22 protein-coding genes, 1 tRNA gene and 1 pseudogene are annotated in these 24,380 nt (G+C 72.9%); 7 read left to right on the top strand and 17 right to left on the bottom strand.

Annotated features, from left to right (window positions below; translation table 11 throughout):
- The 8 genes and pseudogenes from JQN83_RS29510 to JQN83_RS29475 form a co-directional block, all read right to left on the bottom strand.
- A pseudogene (locus JQN83_RS29510) lies at positions 1 to 171 on the bottom strand (sulfate adenylyltransferase subunit CysD); the annotation flags it as partial.
- Between the two features lie 78 nt (positions 172 to 249).
- Positions 250 to 1,053, bottom strand: coding sequence for a 3'(2'),5'-bisphosphate nucleotidase CysQ (locus tag JQN83_RS29505; RefSeq protein ID WP_208570425.1), 804 nt, complete (start codon positions 1,051 to 1,053; stop codon positions 250 to 252).
- Between the two features lie 116 nt (positions 1,054 to 1,169).
- Complete coding sequence (gene pth / locus JQN83_RS29500) at positions 1,170 to 1,760, bottom strand: aminoacyl-tRNA hydrolase (protein WP_208570412.1); 591 nt, start codon at positions 1,758 to 1,760, stop codon at positions 1,170 to 1,172.
- 99 nt (positions 1,761 to 1,859) lie between these two features.
- Complete coding sequence (locus JQN83_RS29495; RefSeq protein WP_208570411.1) at positions 1,860 to 2,552, bottom strand: 50S ribosomal protein L25/general stress protein Ctc; 693 nt, start codon at positions 2,550 to 2,552, stop codon at positions 1,860 to 1,862.
- Positions 2,553 to 2,956: 404 nt separating this feature from the next.
- Positions 2,957 to 3,937 carry a ribose-phosphate diphosphokinase gene (locus tag JQN83_RS29490; protein ID WP_208570410.1) on the bottom strand — a complete coding sequence of 327 codons (981 nt, stop codon included), beginning with the start codon at positions 3,935 to 3,937 and terminating at the stop codon, positions 2,957 to 2,959.
- 86 nt (positions 3,938 to 4,023) lie between these two features.
- Complete coding sequence (gene glmU / locus JQN83_RS29485) at positions 4,024 to 5,523, bottom strand: bifunctional UDP-N-acetylglucosamine diphosphorylase/glucosamine-1-phosphate N-acetyltransferase GlmU (protein ID WP_208570409.1); 1,500 nt, start codon at positions 5,521 to 5,523, stop codon at positions 4,024 to 4,026.
- 102 nt (positions 5,524 to 5,625) lie between these two features.
- Positions 5,626 to 5,697 (bottom strand) — tRNA-Gln (locus JQN83_RS29480).
- A 46-nt stretch (positions 5,698 to 5,743) separates the two neighbouring features.
- Positions 5,744 to 6,577 (bottom strand): helix-turn-helix domain-containing protein, encoded by an 834-nt coding sequence (locus tag JQN83_RS29475; RefSeq protein WP_208570408.1) that lies wholly within the window; start codon positions 6,575 to 6,577, stop codon positions 5,744 to 5,746.
- Between the two features lie 229 nt (positions 6,578 to 6,806).
- On the opposite strand from JQN83_RS29475, the gene JQN83_RS29470 reads away from it, so the two are divergent.
- Positions 6,807 to 7,496, top strand: coding sequence for a TetR/AcrR family transcriptional regulator (locus JQN83_RS29470; protein ID WP_208570407.1), 690 nt, complete (start codon positions 6,807 to 6,809; stop codon positions 7,494 to 7,496).
- An 8-nt stretch (positions 7,497 to 7,504) separates the two neighbouring features.
- Here the strand turns inward: JQN83_RS29470 and JQN83_RS29465 are convergent, their stop codons facing one another.
- The 7 genes from JQN83_RS29465 to JQN83_RS29435 form a co-directional block, all read right to left on the bottom strand.
- The gene (locus tag JQN83_RS29465; RefSeq protein ID WP_208570406.1) at positions 7,505 to 7,966 is read right to left on the bottom strand and encodes a DUF4383 domain-containing protein; all 462 of its coding nucleotides are present in this window, start codon (positions 7,964 to 7,966) and stop codon (positions 7,505 to 7,507) included.
- Positions 7,967 to 8,067: 101 nt separating this feature from the next.
- The gene (locus JQN83_RS29460; protein WP_208570405.1) at positions 8,068 to 8,523 is read right to left on the bottom strand and encodes a DUF4383 domain-containing protein; all 456 of its coding nucleotides are present in this window, start codon (positions 8,521 to 8,523) and stop codon (positions 8,068 to 8,070) included.
- 90 nt (positions 8,524 to 8,613) lie between these two features.
- The gene (locus tag JQN83_RS29455; RefSeq protein WP_208570404.1) at positions 8,614 to 10,416 is read right to left on the bottom strand and encodes an ABC-F family ATP-binding cassette domain-containing protein; all 1,803 of its coding nucleotides are present in this window, start codon (positions 10,414 to 10,416) and stop codon (positions 8,614 to 8,616) included.
- Positions 10,417 to 10,653: 237 nt separating this feature from the next.
- A complete protein-coding gene (locus JQN83_RS29450) occupies positions 10,654 to 11,607 on the bottom strand; it encodes a 4-(cytidine 5'-diphospho)-2-C-methyl-D-erythritol kinase (RefSeq protein ID WP_208570403.1) in 954 nt (317 codons plus the stop codon).
- Positions 11,604 to 11,744, bottom strand: a complete 141-nt coding sequence (locus JQN83_RS29445; protein WP_208570402.1) for a hypothetical protein — start codon at positions 11,742 to 11,744, stop codon at positions 11,604 to 11,606. Before JQN83_RS29445 ends, JQN83_RS29450 begins: the two co-directional genes overlap by 4 nt.
- 9 nt (positions 11,745 to 11,753) lie before the next feature.
- A complete protein-coding gene (rsmA, locus tag JQN83_RS29440) occupies positions 11,754 to 12,623 on the bottom strand; it encodes a 16S rRNA (adenine(1518)-N(6)/adenine(1519)-N(6))-dimethyltransferase RsmA (protein ID WP_208570401.1) in 870 nt (289 codons plus the stop codon).
- Positions 12,624 to 12,655: 32 nt separating this feature from the next.
- Positions 12,656 to 13,552 (bottom strand): TatD family hydrolase, encoded by an 897-nt coding sequence (locus JQN83_RS29435; protein ID WP_208570424.1) that lies wholly within the window; start codon positions 13,550 to 13,552, stop codon positions 12,656 to 12,658.
- A gap of 219 nt (positions 13,553 to 13,771) precedes the next feature.
- Here JQN83_RS29435 and JQN83_RS29430 point away from each other — a divergent pair, with 219 nt between their 5' ends.
- A complete protein-coding gene (locus tag JQN83_RS29430) occupies positions 13,772 to 15,016 on the top strand; it encodes a hypothetical protein (protein ID WP_208570400.1) in 1,245 nt (414 codons plus the stop codon).
- Positions 15,017 to 15,081: 65 nt separating this feature from the next.
- Complete coding sequence (locus tag JQN83_RS29425) at positions 15,082 to 15,933, top strand: alpha/beta fold hydrolase (RefSeq protein ID WP_208570399.1); 852 nt, start codon at positions 15,082 to 15,084, stop codon at positions 15,931 to 15,933.
- 62 nt (positions 15,934 to 15,995) lie between these two features.
- On the opposite strand, the gene metG is transcribed toward JQN83_RS29425, so the two are convergent.
- Entirely contained in the window at positions 15,996 to 17,798 is a 1,803-nt protein-coding gene (gene metG / locus JQN83_RS29420; protein ID WP_208570398.1) for a methionine--tRNA ligase, read from the bottom strand.
- Between the two features lie 143 nt (positions 17,799 to 17,941).
- On the opposite strand from metG, the gene JQN83_RS29415 reads away from it, so the two are divergent.
- Positions 17,942 to 18,817: a hypothetical protein gene (locus tag JQN83_RS29415; protein WP_372444173.1), complete on the top strand. Its 876-nt coding sequence runs from the start codon at positions 17,942 to 17,944 to the stop codon at positions 18,815 to 18,817.
- A 52-nt stretch (positions 18,818 to 18,869) separates the two neighbouring features.
- On the opposite strand, the gene rsmI is transcribed toward JQN83_RS29415, so the two are convergent.
- Complete coding sequence (rsmI, locus tag JQN83_RS29410) at positions 18,870 to 19,709, bottom strand: 16S rRNA (cytidine(1402)-2'-O)-methyltransferase (RefSeq protein WP_244253450.1); 840 nt, start codon at positions 19,707 to 19,709, stop codon at positions 18,870 to 18,872.
- A 92-nt stretch (positions 19,710 to 19,801) separates the two neighbouring features.
- Between rsmI and JQN83_RS29405 the strand changes: the two genes are divergently transcribed.
- The 3 genes from JQN83_RS29405 to JQN83_RS29395 all read left to right on the top strand — a co-directional run bounded on the left by JQN83_RS29405 (position 19,802) and on the right by JQN83_RS29395 (position 24,349).
- Positions 19,802 to 21,694, top strand: coding sequence for a phospholipid carrier-dependent glycosyltransferase (locus JQN83_RS29405; RefSeq protein ID WP_307799876.1), 1,893 nt, complete (start codon positions 19,802 to 19,804; stop codon positions 21,692 to 21,694).
- A gap of 592 nt (positions 21,695 to 22,286) precedes the next feature.
- The gene (locus JQN83_RS29400) at positions 22,287 to 23,567 is read left to right on the top strand and encodes a VWA domain-containing protein (protein WP_208570396.1); all 1,281 of its coding nucleotides are present in this window, start codon (positions 22,287 to 22,289) and stop codon (positions 23,565 to 23,567) included.
- Between the two features lie 2 nt (positions 23,568 to 23,569).
- On the top strand, positions 23,570 to 24,349 hold the full coding sequence (locus tag JQN83_RS29395; RefSeq protein WP_208570422.1) for a peptidase: 780 nt from the start codon (positions 23,570 to 23,572) through the stop codon (positions 24,347 to 24,349).
- Positions 24,350 to 24,380 lie beyond the last annotated feature (31 nt).

Raw genomic sequence — 24,380 nt, 5'->3', positions numbered from 1 at the left:
CGGGGCGAACGCCTTCTGCGCCAGGCGCAGCATCACGATCGAGTCCTTGCCACCGGAGAAGAGCAGCACCGGCCGCTCCATCTCGGCGACCACCTCACGCATCACGAAGATGCTCTCCGCCTCGAGCGCGTCGAGGTGGGAGACCTGGTAGAAGCGGCCGGGGGCGGTCATGCCACAGGCTCGATCGGCGCGGATCCGTTCATGGATTCCAGACCTTTCCGGTCGGACAAATCAAAAACAGCGCTCAGGCTACCCGGAATGCCTCTGCAGCGCTGCAAGCAACCGGCTGGCGAGATCCTTGCGGCAGACCAGCAGGTCAGGCAGGCGCGGATCCGCCTCGTTGTATCTCAGCGCAGAACCGTCGATTCGGGAAGCGTGCAGACCGGTGGCCGTCGCCACAGCGATCGGGGCCGCCGAATCCCACTCGTACTGGCCGCCCGCGTGGATGTAGGCGTCGACGTCACCGGTCACCACCGCCGCGATCTTCGCCCCCGCCGAACCCATCGGCACCAGTTGGGCGCCCACATCCTCGGCCAGGTCGGTGAGGAAGGCCGGCGGTCGGCTCCGACTCGCCGCCAACCGCAGCGTACGGTCGCCCGACGTCGCCGCCTCCACCGTCATCGGCGGGTACGCCGGCGGATAGTCAGTGCCCAGCACCCGGTGCTGCGCCGGCAGACCCACCGCGCCCGCCACCAGCCCGTGCGGCGTCGGCGCGTTGCGCGCCCAGAGCGCCACGTGCACCGCCCAGTCGGCACGCCCCTGCTCGGAGAACTCCCGGGTGCCGTCCAACGGGTCGATGATCCACACCCGGTCGGCGGTCAGCCGGGAGACGCCGTCCGTGGAGTCCACCAGCCGGGACCCCTCGTCCTCCTCGGAGAGGACGGCATCGCCGGGCCGCCACTTCGCCAACTCGCTGCGGATCAGATCGTGGGAGACCTTGTCCCCGGCCGACTTCAACGCCGCCGCGTCCGCGAACCCCATCTCGTCGCGCAGCGCCAGCAGGGCCTGCCCGGCCCGGTCCGCCAGCCAGCGGGCGAACGCGCCGTCGATCATCGGAGGACTGCCCACGAACTCGCTCCCGTCCCAACCACGGCCCGTTGGGGGCACGCCACGTCAGAACGCGCAGACTACCGCCCTCCCCGCCGCGCCACGAGTACGCCCCCGCGAAATCAGGCCCCGTGGTAGGCGTTCTGGGTCGGCTCCACACCCTTGCTGACCACCGACTCCACCATGTCAGCAGCCCGATCCACCAGAAACTCCAACTCCTTGCGCTCCGCGGTGCCGAAATCCGACAGCACGAAATCCGCCGGGTCCTGCCGCCCCGGCGGCCGGCCGATGCCGAACCGCACCCGCACGTAGTCCTTCGTCCCGAGCGACTTCGACATCGAGCGCAGACCGTTGTGCCCGCCCTCGCCACCGCCCTGCTTCACCCGCAGCTGCCCGTACGGGATGTCCAACTCGTCGTGCACGGCGATCACCCGGTCGACCGGGATCTTGTGGAACTGCGCCAGCGCGGCCACCGGCCCACCGGACAGGTTCATGTACGTCTGCGGCTTGAGCAGCACCAGCTTCGGCCCACCGAAACCGAGCCGCCCCTCGGCGACGTCCGCCACCACCCGCTTGTACCGCCCGAACCGCCCACCCAGCCGTACGGCGAGCAACTCGGCGACCATGAAGCCGACGTTGTGCCGGTTGCCGGCGTACTCCCGACCCGGATTGCCCAGGCCGACCACCAGCCACGGCCCCGTCTCGTCCGTCACGTCCCGTACCTCCCGCTCGCCGTCTGCCCGCCGCCGGTGCCCCGATACGCCGGCAGGCGCCCCCGCGACGGGAGCGCCTGCCGTGAACGATGCGACCGGTCAGGCCTCGGTCTTCGCCTCGGTGCTCTCCGCGCCCTCGGCGGCCGGAGTCTCGCCGGCCTCGGCGGTCTCCGCACCCTCGGCGGCCTCTTCGGCCTCCGTCGCCGGGGTCTCGATCTCGGGCAGGGTCGCCTCGAGCTGCTCGGCGGTCGGGGCGGCGGTCACCGAGGCGACCGTCTGGTCCGCGTCGGCGGCCAGCTCGACACCCGAGGGCAGCTCGACGTCGGCGGCGGTGACCTGGCTGCCGGCCTCCAGGCCCTCGATCGAGGCCTCCAGGTGGTCCGGCACCTTGGTGGCGTCGGCGGTCACCGAGAGGGTGTCGTGGTCGTGCACGATCAGGGTGTCCCGCGCGGCCTCACCGGTCAGCTGGACCGGGACGTCGACGGTGACCTTCTCGCCCCGACGGACCAGCAGCAGGTCCACGTGCTCGAAGCTGTCCCGGATCGGGTCACGCTGGATCGCCTTCGGCAGGGCCAGCACCTGGGTGCCGTCGCTGACCTCGATCGCGAAGAGCTGGTTGGCACCGCCCTTACGGATCGCGGCGGCGAACTCCCGCGCCGGAAGCGCGATGTGCTTGGGCTTCTCGCCGTGGCCGTACAGCACGGCGGGCACCTTGCCGGCCCGGCGGGTACGACGGGCACCACCCTTGCCGAACTCCGTACGGGGCTCGGCGCTGATCTTTACCTCGGACACGGGAAAACTCCTGATGCTCAACGCTACGGCGGCTTGTCGTCTGGCGGTGCTGGGGCGAGGGGCTCGCTTGGGGCTCATGCGTCATGAACGACTGCCCGGAGCACCGCGTCGATGACGGTGCCTCCGTGCGGCGCTCGATCAGCGACCCGCCGGGCACCCTCGCCGTGGCAACCGCACCAGTCTACCCGAGGTCTTTCCGCGCTCTCCGGCAGTCCCCGTCTCCGGGCGCGGCCCCGCCCCACCGGGCCGGACCGCACCGTGGGCCGCGCCGCCCGACGTGCCCCGACCGGGCCGGCCCACCGGGCCCGGACCACATCGCCGGACGCGGCCGGCCCACCGGCCCGGGACGCCGTCGTACGCCGTCCCGGGCGGCGGTCAGCCGCTGCTGCTGACCAGGTACCCCGTCAGCTCAGGCCACCGAAGAGGGTGGTCACCGACCCGTCGTCGAAGACCTCCCGGATCGCCCGGGCCAGCAGCGGCGCGATCGACAGCACGGTGAGCTTGTCCAGTTGCTTGTCCGCCGGCAACGGCAGGGTGTTGGTCACCACCACCTCGGTGATCGGGCTGTTCTTCAACCGCTCGGTCGCCGGGTCGGACAACAGGGCGTGGGTGGAGGCCACCACGATCTCCGCCGCACCGGACTCCTTGAGGATCTCGGCCGCCTTGGCGATCGTCCCCCCGGTGTCGATCATGTCGTCGACGATCAGGCAGACCCGGCCCTCCACCTCGCCGACCACCCGGTTCGCCACCACCTGGTTGGGCTTCAACGGGTCCCGCGTCTTGTGGATGAACGCCAGCGGGCAGCCGCCCAGCCGGTCCGTCCACCGCTCCGCCACCCGCACCCGACCCGAGTCCGGGGCCACCACCGTCATCGGCCGGCCGGCGAACTTGTGCTCCACGTACTCGGCGAGGATGTCCATCGCGAAGAGGTGGTCCACCGGGCCGTCGAAGAAGCCCTGGATCTGCGCGGTGTGCAGGTCGACGGTGAGGATCCGGTTCGCCCCGGCCGTCTTGAGCAGGTCGGCCACCAGCCGCGCCGAGATCGGCTCCCGGCCGCGGTGCTTCTTGTCCTGCCGGGAGTACGGGTAGAACGGCAGGACCACGGTGATCCGCTTCGCCGACCCCCGCTTCAACGCGTCGACCATGATCAGGGTCTCCATGACCCAGGTGTTGACCCCGTGCGTGACGGACTGCACCACGAAGGCGTCCGAACCACGTACCGAGTCGCGGAACCGTACGAAGATCTCACCGTTGGCGAACTCGTACGCGTCGGAAGGGGTCGGCGCCACGCCGAGCACCTCACCGATCTCCTTGGCCAACTCCGGAAAGCCACGTCCGGAAAAGAGCATCAGGCTCTTACGGTTTTCGGCGACGATGCTGCCCATGGGCCCGTCTGCTCCCGTTGGTCGGTGGTGCCCGGCGGTGGTGGGCCGGGGTATTCGGTTGCAGTATGCCCCGGCCCCGCCGACCCTCACACCGTCTCGGCACCCCCGTGGATTGCCTCACCTTCACTTGCCGACGGCGACCCGCCCGACGCATCCTCACCAGCCGCGCGGGCCTGCTCCGCCGCGCGTGCGGAGACCGTGCCCGGCCGGTTGCGCAGCACCCAACCCTCGATGTTGCGCTGCGGCGCCCGGGTCACCCCCAACGCCCCCGGCGGCACGTCCTGGCTGAGAGCGCTGCCCGCCGCCACGTACGCCCCCGCACCCACCTCGACCGGTGCGATCAGGTTGGTGTCGCAGCCGACGAACGCGCCGTCACCGACCACCGTGCGGTGCTTGTTCACCCCGTCGTAGTTCACGAAGATCGTCGCCGCGCCGATGTTCGCCCGCGCCCCGATCGTCGCGTCCCCCACGTACGACAGGTGCGGGACCTTCGCGCCCGGCCCGACGTCGGAGTTCTTCACCTCGACGAAGGTGCCCACCTTCGCCTTCTCGGCCAGCCGCGCCGCCGGCCGCAGGTAGGCGTACGGGCCGACGCTCGCCCCCGGGCCCACCTCGGCACCGGTGGCGTGGCTGCGCAGCACGGTCGCCGCCGGGCCCACCACCGTGTCGATCAGCGTCACGTCCGGCCCGACCACCGCCTCGGCCCCCACCACCGTCGCGCCACGCAACTGGGTGTTCTGGTCGAGCACCGCGTCCCGCCCGACGGTGACGGTCACGTCGATCCAGGTCGTCGCCGGGTCGAGGATCGTCACCCCGGTCCGCATCCACGCCTCGTTGACCCGGTCCCGCAGCAGCCGGCGCAGCCCGGCCAGCTCCACCCGGTCGTTGCAGCCCAGGGTCTCGACGTGGTCGGCGGCCACGTGCACGCCCACCGGCTCACCGGCCGAGACGAGCAGCCCGAAGACGTCGGTGAGGTACTCCTCGCCCTGGTCGTTGTCGGTGGACAGCTTGCCCAGCGCGGCCCGCAGCCGGGCCAGGTCGAAGGCGTAGATGCCGGCGTTGATCTCCCGCAGCGCGCGTTGGGCGGGGGTCGCGTCGCGCTCCTCGACGATCTGCTCCAGCCGGCCGGCGGCGTCCCGGACGATCCGCCCCAGGCCGGTCGGGTCGGGCACCTCCGCGGCGAGCACGGTGGCCGCCGCGCCCTCACCCTCGTGCGCCGTGACCAGTGCGTCCACCGTCCCGGTCCGCAGCAGCGGAACGTCCCCGTTGATCACCACGACGGTGCCGGTGGACTCCGGCACCGCGTCCAACGCGATCCGCACGGCGTGCCCGGTGCCGAGTTGCTCGGCCTGGAGGACCCCGGTGGCGTCCGGGGCGATCTCGGCCAGGTGGGCGCGTACCTGCTCGGCGCCGTGCCCGACCACCACCACGGTGCGGTCCGCGCCCAGCGGGCCGGCGGCGGCCAGCACGTGACCGAGCAGCGTCCGGCCGAGCAGTGGATGCAACACCTTGGGCAGCGCCGACTTCATCCGCTTGCCCTCCCCGGCGGCGAGCACGACGACGGTACGGCGGTGGGGCTGGGACACGGGTGGGCTCCCGTCGGGGAAGGCGACAGTCTCGCCGCCATGCTAACCAGACGGTGGGGACACTTCGCCCCTTACCCCGATCGGGGAGGATGCGATGGACGGCTCGGCCGCCAGGGTTCGAACCTGAAACACGGGTACCAAAGACCCGGGTGTTGCCAATTACACCACGGCCGAATGTGACGCAAGACAGCTTAGCGCCTCCGCCGGGCGGCCCCCACCCCTATGTGATCTCCCCGGTGAGCCCCGCCACGATGCCCTCGATCTTCCAGTACAACTCCCTGCTTTTCGCCACGTCGACCACCAGGCAGCCGTGGTAACCCTCACCGGTGTTGTGCCGGGTCGTCGGCTGGTGGCGTTTGAGGGTGGCCCGCCGGAACCGGTCCGGTGGCAGGTCGAGGGTCTCGGCCCACCAGCGCTGCGCCGCCGCCGCGTCGGCCGACTCGTGGATGCTCACCCGGTAGGTGGGCGCGTCACGCTCGACGCCGCACGCGGCGAGGAATCGCAGGAACAACCGGAGCAACCCGGCGTCGGTGTTGACGAACTGCACATGGTCGTGGCGTCGCCAGGGCTTGGACTTGGTGCCCTCACACCAGTAGAGGGCAGCACCGAGCAGCAGCACCTCGCGGTCGGCGAGTTGTCCCACCGTCTCCCGCATCCGGCTGTGCACCTCGGCCTGCGCGGCGTCCCGCGTCTCGCGGTGCGCCGCCCAACGGCCGTCGTTCCTTGCCTTCGCCCGCGCCCGTCGCCGCGCGGCGGCGGTCTCCTCGTCCGGGTCGAGGGGCAGGTGCCTGACCCAGAGGTAGGCGGTCGACTTCGCCACCCCCAGCCGGACCGCGATGTCGTTGACCGAGCGACCCTCACCGCGCAGTGCCACCGCCGCCGCGCGAAGCCCGTCCTTGGCCGTCGGCCGTCGGGTCCACGCCGGTGCCGCAACGCCGCGCAGCAGCGCGTACACCCGGCTGCGGCCCAGACCGGTGCGGGCCTGGATCTGCCGGACGGAGAGCCCCTCCTCGGCGCGCAGCCGGCGCACCTCGGCGGCCGTGGGATCGGTCATGCCCGGCAGATTAGAACATACGTACGACATCAGGTCGACCGCCGTGCCGCCGGGCAGCCGCGCCCTCCCGGCACCGGGCCGTGGTCGAGCGGGTGCGGGAGCCGGTGCGGCGCCGAACCCGGCGGTGCCGGGGTGGATCACCTGGCAGGATGGCCGGGTGACCGAGACAGGCGGGCACGACCGGAGCATTCCACGACAGGGCGTCACCGAGCGCCGACGAGGTGACGACATGGCGCAGGCCCCGGACGGGGAGAACACCGGTGCCCGACGGGCGCTGTCGGCGGCGGACGCGAAACCGGCGTCGCGGGTACGGATGTCGGCCGCGCGACGGCGCGAGCAGCTGATCGCGATCGGTCGGCAGGTCTTCGCCGAGAAGGGCTTCGACGCGACCTCGATCGAGGAGGTGGCGGCGCGGGCGCAGGTCTCCAAGCCGGTGATCTACGAGCACTTCGGCGGCAAGGAGGGCCTGTACGCGGTGGTCGTCGACCGGGAGGTGCGGGCCCTGCTGGACCGGCTCAGCACGGCGCTGACCGCCGGTCATCCCCGGGAGCTGCTGGAGCAGGCGGCGCTGGCCCTGCTGGGCTACATCGAGGAGGAGACCAGCGGGTTCCGGGTGCTGGTGCGGGAGTCGCCGTTGATGTCGGCGACCGGCAACTTCAGCAGTGTGATGAACGACGTGGGACACCAGGTGGAGCACATCCTGGCGGCCGAGTTCTCCAGCCGGGGCTACGACCCGAAGCTGGCCGAGCTGTATTCGCAGGCGCTGGTGGGGATGGTGGCGTTGACCGGCCGCTGGTGGCTGGAGGTCCGCAGGCCGCGCAAGGAGACGGTGGCGGCGCACCTGGTGAACCTGGCCTGGAACGGGCTGTCCCACCTGGAGGCGAACCCGGGCCTGATCACCACCCGCCAGCCCGGCTGAGCGACGACTCAGCGGGCTGGGTGGAGCCGGTCGGCCCGTTCCTGTTCGGCGTGCTCGTCGGTGCCGATCTTGTCGTACAGGCCGGTGGCGAGGAGCAGCAGCCCGAACAGCAACGAGACGATCACCGTCGACATGGAGAAGTTGAGGACGTTGGCCCGGGTCTGGAGCACGCTCATCATCGCGATGCCGGTGACCATGAAGACCACCCCGGCGGTGAGGTTCATGACGTGCCCGAGGTTGCCGCGCCGGGACGCCCCGATGATCAGGACGAGCCCGAAGAGCACCGAGACCAGCGAGAACGCCAGGTTGGTACGCAGGCCCAGCGCCCAGTGACCACCCCGGGCGAAGAGCGGCTCACCCCAGGTCTGCACGACGCCCCACACCCCGAAGACCAGGATGTAGACGCCGACGAGCCCGGCGAAGACCCGGTACAGCGGGCGGGCCGGGTGGTTGACCGGAAAGTGCGCCATGGGCCCTCCTGCACGCGGACGCGATATCGGGAGAATTGTCCCTCGTCCCGCCGTCCCGCGTGGGCGAAACGCCAGGCACCCGGCCCACCCCGCGGGCCGGGTCAGAGCACCAGGCGGGCCTTCTGCCAGGCTTCCTGCTCGTCGTCGGTGCCGACCTTGCCGTACATGCCGACCATCAGCAGGACGAGGCTGAGCGTCATCAGCACGATCACCGTCAGGATGCTGAAGTTGACCACGTTGGCGTCGGTCTGGAGGAAGGCCAGGCCGGCGAGGCTGATCACCATCAGGGTGTAGGACAACCACTGGTTGATCGCCACGTCGAGGTTGCGGCCGATCACCGTGCCGACCAGGATGACCACCCCGAACAGCACGGACAGCAGCGAGAACCCGAGGTTGGTGCCCTGACCGAGGACCTTGGTGTCGTCCTGGGCGAAGATGTCGTTGCCGGCGCTGGCGATGACGCCGAGCGCACCGAAGACCACGAGGTAGAGACCGATGAGCCCGCCGATCGCCCGGTAGACCGGCCGCGCGGGGTGGTTGACGGGGGTGTGGGCCATGACTGTGTCTCCAACGCCGTTCGAGGTGAGGGTCGCCGACGATTGTCCCGTACGCCGGGGTGTGACGCCGCACACGGGGTCGTCCCCGGTCTACAGGGGCGGGATCTCCTCGGCCAGGGTCAGCCAGGTCTCCTCGGTCCGCTCCCGTTCGGCGCGTACCTCCTTGAGCTGCGCGTCGAGGTCGGCGACCCGGGCGTAGTCGGTGGCGTGCGTGGCGAGCTGGTCGAGGAGGGCGGCCTCCTTCTGGTCGAGCTTGCCGATCTGCCGTTCCAGCCGGGTCAGCTCCTTGCGGCCCTGCCGGGCGTCGGCGGCGGACATGCCGCCCCCGGCCGGGACGTCGGGCGTGCCGGTGGGGGCGGTCGCCGTCCGGGCCGGGCCGGGTCCGGCGGCGCGGGCCAGGTACTCGTCGACGCCGCCCGGCAGGTGCACCAGCCGGCCGTCGCCGAACATCCCGTACGCGGCGTCGGTGACCCGTTCGATCAGGTAGCGGTCGTGGCTGGCCACGATGATCGTGCCGGGCCAGGAGTCGAGCAGGTCCTCCAGCGCGGCGAGGGTGTCGGTGTCCAGGTCGTTGGTGGGCTCGTCGAACAGCAGCACGTTGGGCTCCCCGGCGAGCAGCCGGAGCATCTGCAACCGGCGGCGCTCCCCACCGGAGAGGTCGCTCACCGGGGTCCAGAGCCGCCGGTCGTCGAAGCCGAACACCTCGGCGAGCTGGGCGGCGGAGATCTCCCGGTCACCGAGCTGCACCCGGCGGGCGACCTCCTCGACGGCCTCCAGGACGCGCAGGTGGCCGGGGAGTTCGGCGAGCTCCTGGGAGAGGAACGCCGGCTTGACGGTGGACCCGGTGTGGAACCGGCCGCCGTCGGCGCGGGTGATGCCGGCCAGCAGCCGCAGCAGGGTGGTCTTGCCGGCCCCGTTGCGCCCGAGGATGGCGATCCGGTCGCCGGGGCCGACCTGCCAGGTGGTGTCGTGCAGGATCTCCTTGGGGCCGGCGTGCAACCGGACGTGCTCCAGCTCGTACACCTGCTTGCCGAGCCGGGCGGTCGCCATCCGCTGCAACGACATGGTGTCGCGCGGCGGCGGCACGTCGTCGATGAGCGCGTTGGCGGCGTCGATGCGGAACTTCGGCTTGGAGGTACGGGCGGGCGGGCCGCGCCGCAGCCAGGCGATCTCCTTGCGGAGCAGGTTCTGCCGGCGGGCCTCGGTGGCGGCGGCGACCCGTTCCCGCTCGACCCGGGCCAGCGTCCAGGCGGCGAAGCCGCCCTCGTAGGCCCGGACGGTCTGGTCGGCGACCTCCCAGGTGGTGGTGCAGACCGCGTCGAGGAACCACCGGTCGTGGGTGACCACGACGAGCGCGCCCCGGCGGCCGACCAGGTGTTTCGCCAGCCAGTCGACGCCGCCGACGTCGAGGTGGTTGGTGGGCTCGTCGAGGATGAGCAGGTCGGATTCGCGGACCAGCAGCGCGGCCAGGGCCACCCGACGGCGTTCGCCGCCGGACATCGGGCCGACCGGCTGGTCGAGGCCGAGGTGGGGCATCCCGAGGCCGTCGAGGATGGCCCGGACCCCGGCGTCGCCGGCCCACTCGTGTTCGGCGCCCATGCCCTCGGCGAGCCAGGCGGTGCCGAGCACCACGTCCCGGACGGTGGCTTCGGGGGCGAGGGTGAGGGCCTGCGGCAGCCAGAGCACCCGCAGGTCGCGGCGGTGGGTGACCCGGCCGTCGTCGGGGCCCTCCTGCTTGGTGAGCATCCGCAGCAGGGTGGACTTGCCGGCCCCGTTGAGACCGACCACACCGATCCGGTCGGCGTCGTCGAGGCCGAGCGAGACGTCGGTGAGCAGCGGCCCGGCGGCGCCGTACCCCTTGGACACCCGGTCCAGGTTGACGATGTTGGCCACGGTCCCACCTCTCATGATCAAGGCGTCCCGGTGCCGGCGGGCACCTCGGGACGCCTGGGGCAAGGGTACGCGGGCACCCGCGCCGCCCCACCCGCCCGTGCCGGAACCGGGGTCGGACCGCCCCGGACAGCAGGTCGAGGCACGTTGATCAACTCATCGGGGCCGATGGTGCGGGTTCCCGGTCGCCGGATACCGCGACCCCGGCCCACGGGAGCCGATCCCGACCCCGGGTGAGGCTCAGCCGACGCGGGCACCGGGCACGGGGCCGTGGGCCACCCGGGTCTCCCGGCACACCCCGGCGGATTCCACCTCGGCCGCGATCCGCTGCGCGTCGGCGGCGTCCCGGGCCAGGAAGACGCAGGTCGGACCGGAGCCCGAGACGATCCCGGCGAGCGCCCCGGCGGCCTCCCCGGCCTTCAACGTGTCGGCCAGGGCCGGGCGCATCGACAGGGCGGCGTCCTGCAGGTCGTTGCCGAGGCAGCCGGCCAGCACCCGGGGGTCACGTTGGCGCAGCGCACCGAGCAGGCCGTCGGTGCTGCCCAACGGGGTGCCGGCGGTGCCGGCGTCGCGCAGCCGGTCCAACTCCCGGTAGGCGGCGGGGGTGGACAGGCCGCCGTCGGCGACGGCCACCACCCAGTGCCAGGAGGTGGGGCGGGCCAGCACCGGGCTGACCGCCTCGCCCCGGCCGGTGCCCAACGCGGTGCCGCCGTGGATCAGGAACGGCACGTCCGAGCCGAGGTCGGCGGCGATCCCGGCCAGTTCGTCGCGGGACAGCCCGGTGCCCCACAGGGCGTCGCAGGCGACCAGCGCGGCGGCGGCGTCGGCGCTGCCCCCGGCCAGCCCACCGGCGAGCGGGATCTGCTTACGCAGGTGCAGCCGGGCGTGCGGCAGCACCCCGGCGTACCCGGCGAGGGCGTGGGCGGCGCGGATGGCCAGGTTGGAGTCGTCCAGGGCCAGCTCGCCGGTGCCCTCACCCTCCATGGTCAGGGTGAGCGTGTCGCCCCGTCGGGCGGTCAGCTCGTCGTAGATCGAGATCGCGTGGTACACGGTGTTCAGCTCGTGGTAGCCGTCCCGGCGCAGCGGGCCCACCCCGAGGTGCAGGTTGACCTTCGCGGGGACCCGGACCCGGACCGGTCCGCTGCTGCCGCGCCGATGCTGGTCGTCGTCGTCCGGTCGCCAGGCCTCGGTCACCGGGTGACGTCCCACCGGCACGGGCGGATGTCGAACGGCATCTCCACGATCAGCTCCTCGGCGGAGTCGGCGGCCGGCGGCGAACCGGCCGGCAACCAGGTCGTACGCGCAGGTGCGGCGTGTCCCTCGGCGGGCACGGCGTCAGCCTACTGTGCGACCGGCGCGGCGGTCGGAGCCGACGCGGCGATCGCCGCGAACTGCTCCACGGTGAGTGACTCCCCGCGTGCACCGGGGTCCACCCCGGCGGCGGTGAGCGCCGCGGCGGCCCGGTCGGGACCGCCCGCCCAACCGGCCAGCGCGGCCCGCAGCGTCTTGCGCCGCTGGGCGAACGCGGCGTCGACCACGGCGAAGACCGCCTGCCGGGGCACGTCGTCGCGGGGCGGTTCGCGGCGGGTGAAGGCGACCAGTCCGGAGTCGACGTTCGGCACCGGCCAGAACACGTTCGGGGGCACCCGACCGGCGGCACGGGAGCGGGCGTACCAGGCGAGCTTGACCGACGGGATGCCGTACACCTTGGAGCCGGGGCCGGCGACCAGCCGGTCGGCGACCTCCTTCTGCACCATCACCAGCCCGTGCCGCAGGGTGGGCAGCCCGGCGAGCAGGTGCAGCACCACCGGCACGGCCACGTTGTAGGGCAGGTTCGCCACCAGCGCGGTGGGCGGCGGGTCGGCCAGGGCGTCGGCGGTGATCCGCAACGCGTCGGCCCGGTGCACGGTGAGCCGGGCGGCGGCCGGGCCGGCGTGGGCGGCGGCGGTCTGCGGCAACGCGCCGGCCAGCACCGGGTCGATCTCCACCGCGTGTACGTGGGCGGCGACCGGCAGCAGGGCCAGGGTGAGCGAGCCGAGCCCGGGGCCGACCTCCAGCGCCACGTCGTCGGGGGTGAGCCCGGCGGTGGTGACGATCCGGCGGACGGTGTTCGGGTCGTGCACGAAGTTCTGGCCGAGCTTCTTGGTCGGGTTGACGCCGAGGCGCGCGGCGAGTTCCCGGATCTCCGCCGGGCCGAGCAGGCCGGTCACGCCCCGAAGCGTAGTCGCGGGTTCCGGGCCGGTCACCACGGGCCGAAGACCCGGTCCCCGGTGGCGGAGATGGCCGCGCACAGGTCGTCGAGGTCGGCCCCGGTGGTCTCGGCCAGCGACCGCACCGTCAGCGGGATCAGGTACGACGCGTTGGGCCGGCCCCGGTGCGGCATCGGCGTCAGGTACGGCGCGTCGGTCTCCACCAGCAACTGGTCGATCGGGGTGAGCGCGGCGGCCTCGCGTAGCGCGGCGGCGCTGCCGAAGGTGACCGTGCCGGCGAAGCTGAGCAGGTGGCCCCGGCGGACGCACTCGCGGGCGAAGTCGGCGTCGCCGGAGAAGCAGTGCAGCACCACCGTGTCCGGGGCGCCCTCGTCGTCGAGGATGCGCAGCACGTCGGCGTGCGCCTCCCGGTCGTGGATGACCAGGGCCTTGCCGTACCGCTTGGCGATGGCGATGTGCGCCCGGAAGCTCTCCTCCTGGGCGGCCCGGCCGTCGTCGCCGGTGCGGAAGAAGTCCATCCCGGTCTCGCCGACGCCCCGGACCCGGTCCCGGGCGGCCAGCGTCTCGATCTCGCGCAGCGCGGCGTCCAGGTCGGCCAGCCGGGGTGCCTCGTTGGGGTGCAGCGCCACGGTGGCGAGCACCGCCGGGTACCGGTCGGCGACGTCGGCGCCCCAGCGCGACGAGTCGACGTCCACCCCGACCTGCACGAGGCGGTCCACGCCGACGGTGGCGGCCACCCCGATCGCGGCGGCCACCGGGTCGGTGGTGTCGCCGCCGGGCGCCCCGGCCTCGGCGACGGTGATGTCGAGGTGGGTGTGGCTGTCCAGCACGGGACGGGGCAGCGGCGGCGGGGCGGGCGGGAACTCACCGGCCCGGCGGGCGGCGCGCTGCTTGCGGGATTCGGTCGGTCCGGTCATCGCGGTCAGCATCACACACCCGGCGTCCCGGTCGGCACCGACCCGGACCCGGTCGGTGCCGACCCGGACCGGGGTCGGGTCGCCGACGGCGTCGGTGGATCGAGGGGTGGCGACGGGACGGCAGGCGGCGGGACGGCCAGGGCCGGCGCGGTGGGTCCCGGGTCGGGAGCGTTCCCGGTACGCCACCGGATGTTCACCGGGCCGGCATCTGACCGGCTTAGCCTCGCCGGGATGAGCGTCACCGACCGGGCCAGCGGCGCCGCCTCCGAGCGGACCGGGTTACGCGTCACCTACGGCGGGGTGGTCCACCCGGCGGAGGAGCTGGCCCGGGGCGCGGCCTACGAGCTGTTCAGCGCCGAGGCGGCACCCGGCTTCGAGTGGGCGCCCCGCCCGGGTTCGACCTGGCCGTGGCGGCGGTTCGTGCACGTCACCGAGGTGACCGAGGTGACCGGCGGCGGGACACCGGCCGAGGAGCCGGAGGCGGCGCTGCTGATGCCGGTGCACCGGGACCGGGGCTGGTCGTACGTGCACCAGCTCAGTCAGCAGCCGACGGCGGCCGGCGACCCGACGGTGGTTGCGGTGCGCGGGTCGGCGGTGCTGCGCCGGGGCACCCGGATGGTCAAGGTGCTCTCGGCCCGGCAGCTCGCCGGGTACGTGCGGGGTTGGTTGCCGCACGGTTTCTGCTACCGCGAGCACGACGTGGCGCACCTGCGTACGCCGGCCGCGCTGGCGGTGCTGCGCGGTGACGGCACCAGTGGCGACGGCACCGACATCGGGTACGCGCTGCGCTGGCGGGCCGCCGACCCGGGCGACTACGACGTGCCGGTCGGCGAGGCGCACCGGGGCCTGCTGGGGTTGGCGCCCCGGGAGCGGCTCGGCCCGCCGGTGCTGGGCACCGGGTTCGTGCCGAGTTCGGCGCAGTTGATCCCCGAGTTCGTCACCCGGGACTTCGCCGACCTGCCGATGCCGGCCAACGCCACCCTGCTGGCGTACACCGCGGAGGGGGCCGAGGTGGTGCTCTACAGCTACCAGGCGGAGCAGCGGGGCTGGTTGCGGATGGTGGGGCCGCAGTGGCGGCACCTGCTGGCCGCGGTGCCGGGCCTGTCGCCCGACCAGGAGTACGTGCCGACCGGCGAGGTGCCCCGCTCCACCCAGCTCGTCGGCGGGTACGCGGGTGGCGAGTACGAGGCGGTGGCGGACCTGCCGGGCGGGTTCCGGGTGTTGGCGATGACCCGGGCGGCCCGGTACCCGGTGGACCAGGTGGCCCGCCGGCTGCGGTACGTCCGGTGGCGGGGGGTGCCGTGCCTGGTGCTCCGGGAGGAGGCGGGCTGGTTGCGGCTGCGGCTGCGCCGCCCCGATCCGGACGCGGTGCGCGACACCGGGGCGCAGTGCCACGAACGGGGCGTGTACGAGACGTGGGCGCCGACCGCCGAGGTGACCGACGACCAGGTGGTGGACCTGCCGTACGCGCTGTGAGGGCATACCGGGGGTCGGTCGGGGAAAGCGCGGGGGGTCCGACACCGACGGATCAGGAGAAGCGCATGCCCTTCATCACCGTGGGTACGGAGAACTCCGCCCCCATCGACCTGTACTACGAGGACCACGGTCAGGGTCAGCCGATCGTGCTGATCCACGGCTTCCCGTTCAACGGGGCGACCTGGGAGAAGATGTCGGGTCCGTTGCTCGCGGCCGGGTACCGGGTGATCACGTACGACCGGCGCGGGTTCGGCAGCTCGGCCCAGCCGACGATGGGCTACGACTACGACACGTTCGCCGCCGACCTCGACGTGCTGATGACCGAGTTGGACCTGCGCGACACGATCCTGGTGGGTCACTCGATGGGCACCGGTGAGGTGACCCGCTACCTCGGCACGTACGGGGCGGACCGGGTGGACCGGGCGGTGCTGATGGCGCCGCTGGCGCCGTACCTGTTGCAGACGAAGGACAACCCGGAGGGTGTCGAGAAGAGCCTCTTCGACGGGTTCCAGCAGGCGATCATCGCGGACCGGTTCGCCTACCTGACCCAGTTCTGCGACGCGTTCTTCAACTACTCGGAGAACAGGGGCAAGTGGGTCAGCGAGGAGGCGTACCGGGCGCACTGGCAGATCGGTGCGCAGGCGTCGGCCAAGGGCACCCACGACTCGGTGGACGCCTGGCAGACCGACTTCCGGGGCGACGTGCCCAACATCGACGTCCCGGTGCTGATCATCCAGGGCGACAAGGACAACGTGCTGCCGTACCCGAAGACGGGTCAGCGGTTGGCGCCGATGCTGCCCAACGGCAAGCTGGTCACCCTGAAGGGTGCGCCGCACGGCATTCCGTGGACGCATCCGACCGAGGTGAACCGGGCGCTCATGGAGTTCGTCGGTGCGCCGTCGATGGCCCGCGCCTGACGGTTGTGCCGGCGCGGCCCCGGGGGGTTCCCCCGGGGCCGTTGCCCGTCCGTGGCGGCCGGTCAGCTCTCCAGCCGGGCCAGTTCCTCGTCGACGATCGACGGGTCGAGCTTGCGGAAGACCGGCTTGGGCGCGGTGAGCGGCCGGCCGGCGGGTAGCGGCACGGACTCCCAGCGCGCGCCGACGGTGTAGTCCCCGGTGAGCACCGGGTAGCCGGGGCCGCCGTCGAGGTCGTCGACCTCTTCGAGGACCGGCATCGGGGCGTGCACGCCGGTGCCGCCGAGCAGCTCGTGGATCTGCTGCGCGGAGTGCGGCAGGAACGGGGTGAGCAGGGTGTTGGCGTCGCTGATCACTTGGAGGGCGACGTGCAGGATGGTGCCCATCCGGGGCTTGTCGGCGTCGGCCTTGAGCTTCCAGGGGGCCTGTTCGGACAGGTAGCGGTTGGCCTCGGCGACGACCTTCATGGCCTCGCCGATGGCCTGCTTCTGCCGGTGCCGGGCGATCAGGTCGCCGACCGTGGCGAAGCCGGCGCGGGCCACCGCGAGCAGCGCCTCGTCGGCCTCGGTGAGCCCGGCCGGGTCGACCGGCGGGACCGCGCCGAAGTTCTTGGCCGCCATGGAGACCGACCGGTTGACCAGGTTGCCCCAGCCGGCGACGAGTTCGTCGTTGTTGCGGCGGAGGAACTCGGCCCAGGTGAAGTCGGTGTCGTTGCTCTCCGGGCCGGCTACGGCGATGAAGTAGCGCAGCGCGTCGGCGTCGTAGCGTTCCAGGAAGTCCCGGACGTAGATGACGACCTTGCGGGACGAGGAGAACTTGCGCCCCTCCATGGTCAGGTATTCGCTGGAGACGACCTCGGTGGGGAGGTTGAGCCGGCCCAGCTCGCCGGGCTGGCCGTCGTGCGCCCCGGCCCCGGAGTAGCCGCCGAGCAGGGCCGGCCAGATCACCGAGTGGAAGACGATGTTGTCCTTGCCCATGAAGTAGTAGCCCGGGGAGTCCTTGCCTTCCCCGTCGGCCGACCACCACCTGCGCCACGCGTCCGGGTCGCCGGTGCGGCGGGCCCACTCGATGGACGCGGAGAGGTAGCCGATCACCGCGTCGAACCAGACGTAGATCCGTTTGTCGCCGCGGTCCTGCCAGCCTTCGAGGGGGATCGGCACGCCCCATTCGAGGTCCCGGGTGATGGCCCGGGGCTGGAGGTCGTCGAGCAGGTTGCGGGAGAAGCGCAGCACGTTGGGCCGCCAGCCCTCGCGGGTGTCGAGCCACTGGCGCAGCGCGTCGGCGAGGGCGGGGAGGTCGAGGAAGAAGTGTTCGGTCTCCACGAACTCCGGCGTCTCGCCGTTGATCTTGGACTTGGGATCGATCAGGTCGATCGGGTCGAGCTGGTTGCCGCAGTTGTCGCACTGGTCGCCGCGGGCGCTGTCGTAGCCGCAGATCGGGCAGGTGCCCTCGATGTAGCGGTCGGGCAGGGTCCGCCCGGTGGACGGGGAGATCGCCCCGGTGGTGACCTTGGGGACGATGTAGCCGTTGCGGTGCAGCCCGGCGAACAGCTCCTGCACCACCGCGTAGTGGTTGCGGGTGGTGGTCCGGGTGAACAGGTCGTACGACAGGCCCAGCGCCAGCAGGTCCTCGGCGATCACCCGGTTGTACCGGTCGGCCAGCTCGCGCGGGGTGACCCCCTCGGCGTCGGCCTGCACCTGGATCGGGGTGCCGTGCTCGTCGGTGCCGGAGACCATGAGCACGTCGTGACCGGCCATCCGCATGTACCGGGCGAAGACGTCGGAGGGTACGCCGAAGCCGGACACGTGGCCGATGTGGCGCGGACCGTTGGCGTAGGGCCAGGCGACCGCGGCGAGAACGTGACTCATGACCAGCAAGCCTAGTGACCCGGGTCGGGGGGCGGCGAACCAATAGGGTCACCCGCGCCGCACCGGCGGGAATTGTCGTCCACCGGAATTGCCCACCGACACGCGGAGTCAACTCACGGACACCGAGCGCCACGCGGTGTCCAATGGCTGACGTGACGGGCAGACGATCGGGGCACGACGAATCGACGGCGGGCACCCGACGACCACCGCGTCCGGGCCCCGGGGACGGCCCGCCGCCGCGCGGGTCGACCGTCGCCCCGCAGCCCCGACCCGTCCCCGGCCCGGACGACGCGACCGTCGAGGTCGAGCCGACCACCGGAGCGCCGGTCGACGCGGTGCCCCGGCGGGTCCCGGTCCGTCAACCGCGCAAGCACCGCCCCGGCCGCTCCCCCGACGGCGGTACGGACGACGACTCCTTCTTCTGGGCCCCGATCGAACAGGTGCACTGGGACGGCACCCCGCTGCGCAAGGAGCCGAAGCAGCGGCTGCGGTCCCCGCGCCGACCCCGGCCCACCCGGCTCACCCATCCGCCGGACCCGGTGCGGGGGCTCGCCGTACTGCTGGCGTTGAGCCTGGTGGCGGCGTTCTTCGCCTGGGTGAGCGCCGGGCCCCTCTGGCTGGCCGTCGGGCACTCCACGAAGGGGACGGTGATGATCACCCACTGTTCGGGCGGTGGGCTCACCCAACGCTGCCGGGGCATCTTCGCCGCCGACGACGACCGGTTCCTGGTCCACGGGATACGGGTCAGCGGGGTCCCCGCCGATCACACCGACACCGGCACCACGCTGCCGGCGCGGGTGACCGGGCCGGGCGCGGACACCGCGTACGTGGACACCGGGGCGGGTGCGCACCTGCGCTGGCTGCTCGGCCTGCTGGCGGTGGCCGGCTGTTCGGCGGGGATCGTCCGGTGGACCGGGGCGAGCCTGCTGGCCGACCCCCGGCAGCGCCGCTGGGCGACCGGCGGCGGGTACGCCGGGCCCGTGCTGATCACCCTCGGCTTCCTCGTCGCCGCCTGGTGAGGCGGGCGGGCCGGCGCGCGTCGCGGTCCAGCGGATCGGCCCGTACCACGGCTCAGCGGTGCACGACGGTGTACACGTCCCGGCGGCGCAGCCCGTACCCGGTGGCCACGTCGCTGATCGCGTCCCGCCGGGACATGCCGGCGGCCTCCCGGTCGGCCACCCGGGCCCGCAGCGTGTCGTCGTCGGGGCGCTCGGCGGGGGTTTCCGGGGCCCCGGCGACGACCAGGGTAATCTCGCCGCGCGGTTCACCCTGGGCCGCCCAGTCGGCCAGTTCGCCGAGCGGCCGGCGGACGACCTCCTCGTAGGTCTTGGTCAACTCCCGGCAGAGCGCGGCGGGCCGGTCGACGCCGAACGCGGCAGCGAGGTCGGTCAGGGCGGCGGCGATCCGGTGCGGGGCCTCGAAGAGGACGAGGGTGCGCGGTTCGGCGGCGAGCGCCTTGAGCCGGGCCCGCCGGCCGCCGGGTGAACGGGGCAGGAAGCCCTCGAAGCAGAACCGGTCGCTGGGCAGCCCGGACAGGGCCAGGGCGGTGGTGACGGCGCTCGGGCCGGGCGCGGCGGTGACCGGCACCCCGGCGTCGAGGGCGGCGGTGACCAGCCGGTAGCCGGGGTCGGAGACGCTGGGCATGCCGCCGTCGGTGACCAGCGCGACCAGGTAACCCTCCCGGAGCACGTCGACCAGTTCCGGGGTACGGCGTTCCTCGTTGCCCTCGAAGTAGGAGACGATCCGGCCGCCGACGGTGACGCCGAGATCGCGGGCGAGCCGGGTCAGCCGGCGGGTGTCCTCGGCGGCGACCACGTCGGCGGTGGCGAGGACATCGCGGAGCCGAGTGGACGCGTCGGCCGGGTTGCCCAGTGGCGCACCGAGCAGAACCAGGCGCCCAATCTCGGACATTTCACCCACGAGACGCGCTCCTTCATCGATAGTCGTACCAATCTCGGGGACGATGGGCGCCACCGGGCACCTTCGCAGCCTACGATCGCCGGGTGACGAGTGCGTCGACAGCACAGAGTGCGAGCGCGGACCGGACCGACCCGGAGGCCCCGCCTCCCCAGGGCGGAGGAGGCGGCGTGCCGGCGATCATCCGCCGCAGGCTGGCCACCGTCGAGACCCGGCTGGACGTGAACTCGTGGATCGCCACCGCCGTGGTGGTGACGATCGCCGCCGTCCTGCGCCTGCTCGGGCTGAGCAGCCCCAAAGGCAAGATCTTCGACGAGATCTACTACGCCCGGGACGGCTACGGCCTGATCGACAAGGGCGTCGAGTGGAACTACAAGGACAACGGTCCCTCCTACGTGGTGCACCCGCCGCTGGGCAAGTGGCTGATCGGGCTCGGTGAGTGGGCCTTCGGCTACCAGGACGCGGAGACCAACATCTCCGTACCGGGCCACCTGATGACCACCGCCCCGGAGTTCGGCTGGCGCATCGGCGCCGCGCTCGCCGGCATCGTCTCGGTGCTGCTGCTGACCCGCATCGCCCGCCGGCTGTTCCGCTCCACCACCCTCGGTTGCGCCGCCGGTCTGCTGCTCGCCCTGGACGGCTTCCACCTGGTGCTCTCCCGCACCGCGCTGCTCGACATCTTCCTGCTGCTGTTCGTGCTCGCCGCCTTCGGCGCGCTGGTGCTCGACCGGGACGCCCGGCGACGGCGCTGGGCCCGCGCCCTCGACGAGGGTCTCGACCCGAGCCTCCCCGGTCGGGCCGGCCGACCCGCCGGTGGCTGGCGGAACTGGCCCTGGTGGCGGCTGCTCGCCGGGGTGCTGCTCGGCTGCGCGTGTGCGGTGAAGTGGAGCGGGATCTACTTCGTGCCGGTCTTCGGGCTGCTGGTGCTGCTCTGGGAGGTCGGCGTCCGCCGGTCGGCCGGGGCCCGCCGGCCGTGGCGCGACGCGCTCCTGGACGAGTTGCCCTGGCTGGTGCTCGCCGGGCTGCTGGTGGTCGGGACGTACGTGCTGAGCTGGTCGGGGTGGCTGCTCTCCGACGAGGGCTACTACCGGTCCGCGGCCAAGTACCCGAACCTTCCGGGCCTGAACGACACCCCGATCATCGGCGCGCTCAACAACCTCTTCCACTACCACAAGGCGGCGTTCGAGTTCCATACCGGCCTGGAGACCGCCCACAAGTACCAGTCGTGGCCGTGGCAGTGGTTGCTGCTGGGCCGGCCGGTGGCGTTCCACTGGTCCGGTGACGGTGCCTGCGGTGCGCCGACCTGCGCCTCGGAGATCCTGCTCCTGGGCACCCCGCTGCTCTGGTGGTCGTTCCTGCCGGCCCTGGCCGCCACGCTCTGGCTCGGCGTGGCCCGTCGGGACTGGCGGGCCGGGGCGATCCTGGCGGCCGTCGCCGCCGGCCTGCTGCCCTGGTTCTGGTACGCCCTCGACGGCCGGACGATGTTCTCCTTCTATGCCGCCCCGGCGCTGCCGTTCCTGGTGCTGGCGGTGGTCTACGTGCTCGGCGCGATCGCCACGCCCACCACCCCGGACCCCACCACCCCGACCGGCCGCGTCCAGCCCGGCACCGTCCCCGACGGCACACCACCCGACGGCACCGCCCAGCCCGGCACCACACCCGACGGCACCGCCCGGGACGACACGCCACCGGCGGGCACCGCCCCGGACGGCACGCCACCGGACGGCACCGCACCCGACGACCCGGGGTCGGACGTCGGCCGACCGGTCGACCCGAAGGCCACGGTCATGGTCGCGCAGGCCGATGCCGCCACGGCTGAGCAGCTCGCCGACCGGCGGCTGATCGGCGGGGTCATCGTCGGCGCGTACGTGCTGCTGGTGGCGCTCTGTTTCGCCTACTTCTATCCCATCTTCGTCGGCAACCTCCTGCCGTACGACGACTGGTCCGCCCGGATGTGGCTGGACGGCCGCTGGATCTGACCCACCCCGTCCACCGTTGCGCGTCTGCCCCGGACCCGCCCGACCCGACCGGTCGAGGCGGGTCCGGCGCGTTCCGGGACGGTCGTCACCAGGCACCACAGTGGACGAGGGCAGACGGAAGGGTGCCGGCCGACACCGCAGGCACCACGGGTCGGGATCAGACACCTGGCGGGCCGGGGAGACGACGGGCCGGCAGCGGGGCGGAAGACCGGAGGCGGATCGCGTCGGCCGGGATCTCCGGGGGGAACCGTCGGCGGCACCGGGAGCGGTGGCGCGGGAGGGGTGTCCCACGAGTGTGCCGCAACGAAAGGGCGCGCCCCGATCGCCTGCCACGGGGGAAGCGGGCGATTGGGGCGCGCATGGAGAGCTTAACCACGTTATGCCACCGGCACAACGGGTCGACTTGGGTCAGATTTCCGACCGATGCGTCGCGCGGCAAATGCTTTACATCTAGCATCTAACGGACGGTCGACGGTCATCGATCTCACACCGGGCCGCCGACGCACCGTGCCGGGCCGACGATCCCGTGGTCGAGACTCGCCCGGGTGCACCCCAACGAATCTCCACAGTGGATCTCACTACACTTCGCCCGGTGATCAACACGAGACGACGATCAACGACCGTCCTGATCGGAGTGTTGGCGGCGACCGCGCTGACCGGCCCCGTGCCGGCCCTCGCCGACAACGAGGAGCCCGCCGAGCCACCCAAGGTCGAGCTGGTCCTCGACGTCAGCGGCTCGATGCGGGCCAACGACATCGACGGACGCAGCCGGATCTCGGTCGCCCAGCAGGCGTTCAACGAGGTGGTCGACGCGCTGCCCGAGGAGACCCAGCTCGGCATCCGGGTGCTCGGCGCGACCTACCGGGGCAAGGACAAGAAGCAGGGCTGCCTGGACACCCAGCAGATCGTGCCGGTCGGCCCGGTGGACCGGACCGCCGCCAAGGCCGCGGTGGCGACGCTGCGCCCGACGGGCTTCACCCCGGTCGGGCTGGCCCTGCGCTCCGCCGCCCGGGACCTCGGCACCGGCACGACCGCCCGCCGGATCGTGCTGATCACCGACGGCGAGGACACCTGCGCCCCGCCCGACCCGTGCGAGGTGGCCCGGGAGTTGGCCGCCCAGGGCACCAAACTGGTGGTCGACACGCTCGGCCTCGCCCCGGACGAGAAGGTCCGCAAGCAGCTGCTCTGCATCGCCACCGCCACCGGCGGCACCTACACGGCGGCCCAGAGCGCCGACGAGCTGACCGGTCGGATCAAGCAGCTCGTCGAGCGCGCGAAGGACACCTACACCGCCGCACCGACGGTGGTCACCGGCCGGGCCGGGTGCGCCGACGCCCCGTTGCTCGCCCCCGGCGTCTACGCCGACCGGGAGGCGTTCTCCGAGCACCGCTGGTACCGGGTGCCCGTCCGACCGGGGCAGGAGCTGCGCGCCTCGGTCAGCGTGGCGCTGGACCGGCCGGTGAACCCCGACCACGCGGTGCTGCTGCGGGCGACCACCGCCGACGGCCGGGAACTGGTCCGGGGCGTCGACGCGGGCAGCGGTCGTACCGACGTGGTGTCGGCGGGGTTGCGCTGGTCGGGGGCGGAGGACGGGGCGTCGCCGAGCCCGTCGGCCAGCGACGCGCCGGTCCCGGCCACCACGGTCTGCCTGGTGGTCAGCAACGCGTTCGCACCCCGCCCGGGCACCCGGGCCGAGCCGGGCATGCCGGTCGAGCTGACCATCGACGTGGTCGCCTCGTCACCCGCCCCGACCGCGCCGGACCTGGGGCGCGGCTGGGTGCTGCTGCTCCTGCTCACCCTGGCCGGCCTACTCACCGGCCTGGTCGTCGGGCTGCTCACCCGCTGGTGGGTGGCGACGTGGAGGACGAACTGACGATGCGTACCCCGATCATGCGGACCGGCGCGGCACTGGCCGCGGCCGGACTCACCCTGCTCGCCGCCCCGGCCCCCGCCTCGGCCGCGCCCACCCCCTCCCCCGGCGCCACCCCGGTCACCCGGGCCGGCACGTCCTTCCTGACCGCCACCGGCATCGCGGCCGGCCAACCGGTCCGGGTGGACGCCTCCACCGGCGACTTCCTGTACTGGTCGTTCCCGGCCTCGGCGGGACAGCGGCACGACATCACCGCCACGGTGTCCCTGCCCAAGGCCCGCACCGGCGCGTCCACCTGGACGGTGGAGGTGTTCGACGGGCTGCGCCGCCGGCAGGCGTGCACGGCCGGGGCGCAGACCCCGACGGTGGCCGCCTCCGCCGGCAGCGTGGCGCTCGGCTGCACGTTGCGTCAGGTGCGGTCCTGGGCGGAGCCGTGGTCGGCCGACCCGCTGCCCGGCACCTACTACGTCCGGCTGTCGGTCACCGACCTGCCCGAACCCGACCTGGGGCTCCCCGTCGACGTGGAGCTGCTGGTCTCCGCCGAGGGCGAGGGCTCGCGCGACGACGGCGAGTTGAAGGCGCCGCTGGTGCCGAACACCAAGGCCGGCGCGGTGCTGACCGGCGAACCGGCGGCGGCACCCGCCGACGCCGACGACGACTGGTTCGACGGCGACTGGCTGCCCGCGCTCGGCTCCCGCTGGGCGTGGAGCGCGGTCGGCGGCGTGCTCGCCGCCGTGGCCGGGGTGTTCGGCTTCGCGCTGACCCGCCGCCCCCGCCGCCGCTGACCCGTCGTGGTGGCCGACCCCGGGTGCCGGG

The sequence above is a fragment of the Micromonospora antibiotica genome, from assembly GCF_017599305.1.
Classification (GTDB): Bacteria; Actinomycetota; Actinomycetes; order Mycobacteriales; family Micromonosporaceae; genus Micromonospora; species Micromonospora antibiotica.
This window is presented reverse-complemented; position numbering and strand designations above follow the sequence as displayed.

Excerpts from the sequence above, each read along its gene's own strand:
- JQN83_RS29505 (WP_208570425.1), bottom strand. The coding sequence starts at position 1,053 with ATGATCGACGGCGCGTTCGCCCGCTGGCTGGCGGACCGGGCCGGGCAG.
- JQN83_RS29490 (WP_208570410.1), bottom strand. The coding sequence starts at position 3,937 with ATGGGCAGCATCGTCGCCGAAAACCGTAAGAGCCTGATGCTCTTTTCC.
- JQN83_RS29475 (WP_208570408.1), bottom strand. The coding sequence starts at position 6,577 with ATGACCGATCCCACGGCCGCCGAGGTGCGCCGGCTGCGCGCCGAGGAG.
- JQN83_RS29470 (WP_208570407.1), top strand. The coding sequence starts at position 6,807 with ATGGCGCAGGCCCCGGACGGGGAGAACACCGGTGCCCGACGGGCGCTG.
- JQN83_RS29465 (WP_208570406.1), bottom strand. The coding sequence starts at position 7,966 with ATGGCGCACTTTCCGGTCAACCACCCGGCCCGCCCGCTGTACCGGGTC.
- JQN83_RS29460 (WP_208570405.1), bottom strand. The coding sequence starts at position 8,523 with ATGGCCCACACCCCCGTCAACCACCCCGCGCGGCCGGTCTACCGGGCG.
- JQN83_RS29435 (WP_208570424.1), bottom strand. The coding sequence starts at position 13,552 with ATGCTGACCGCGATGACCGGACCGACCGAATCCCGCAAGCAGCGCGCC.
- JQN83_RS29430 (WP_208570400.1), top strand. The coding sequence starts at position 13,772 with ATGAGCGTCACCGACCGGGCCAGCGGCGCCGCCTCCGAGCGGACCGGG.
- JQN83_RS29425 (WP_208570399.1), top strand. The coding sequence starts at position 15,082 with ATGCCCTTCATCACCGTGGGTACGGAGAACTCCGCCCCCATCGACCTG.
- metG (WP_208570398.1), bottom strand. The coding sequence starts at position 17,798 with ATGAGTCACGTTCTCGCCGCGGTCGCCTGGCCCTACGCCAACGGTCCG.
- JQN83_RS29415 (WP_372444173.1), top strand. The coding sequence starts at position 17,942 with ATGGCTGACGTGACGGGCAGACGATCGGGGCACGACGAATCGACGGCG.
- rsmI (WP_244253450.1), bottom strand. The coding sequence starts at position 19,709 with ATGTCCGAGATTGGGCGCCTGGTTCTGCTCGGTGCGCCACTGGGCAAC.
- JQN83_RS29395 (WP_208570422.1), top strand. The coding sequence starts at position 23,570 with ATGCGTACCCCGATCATGCGGACCGGCGCGGCACTGGCCGCGGCCGGA.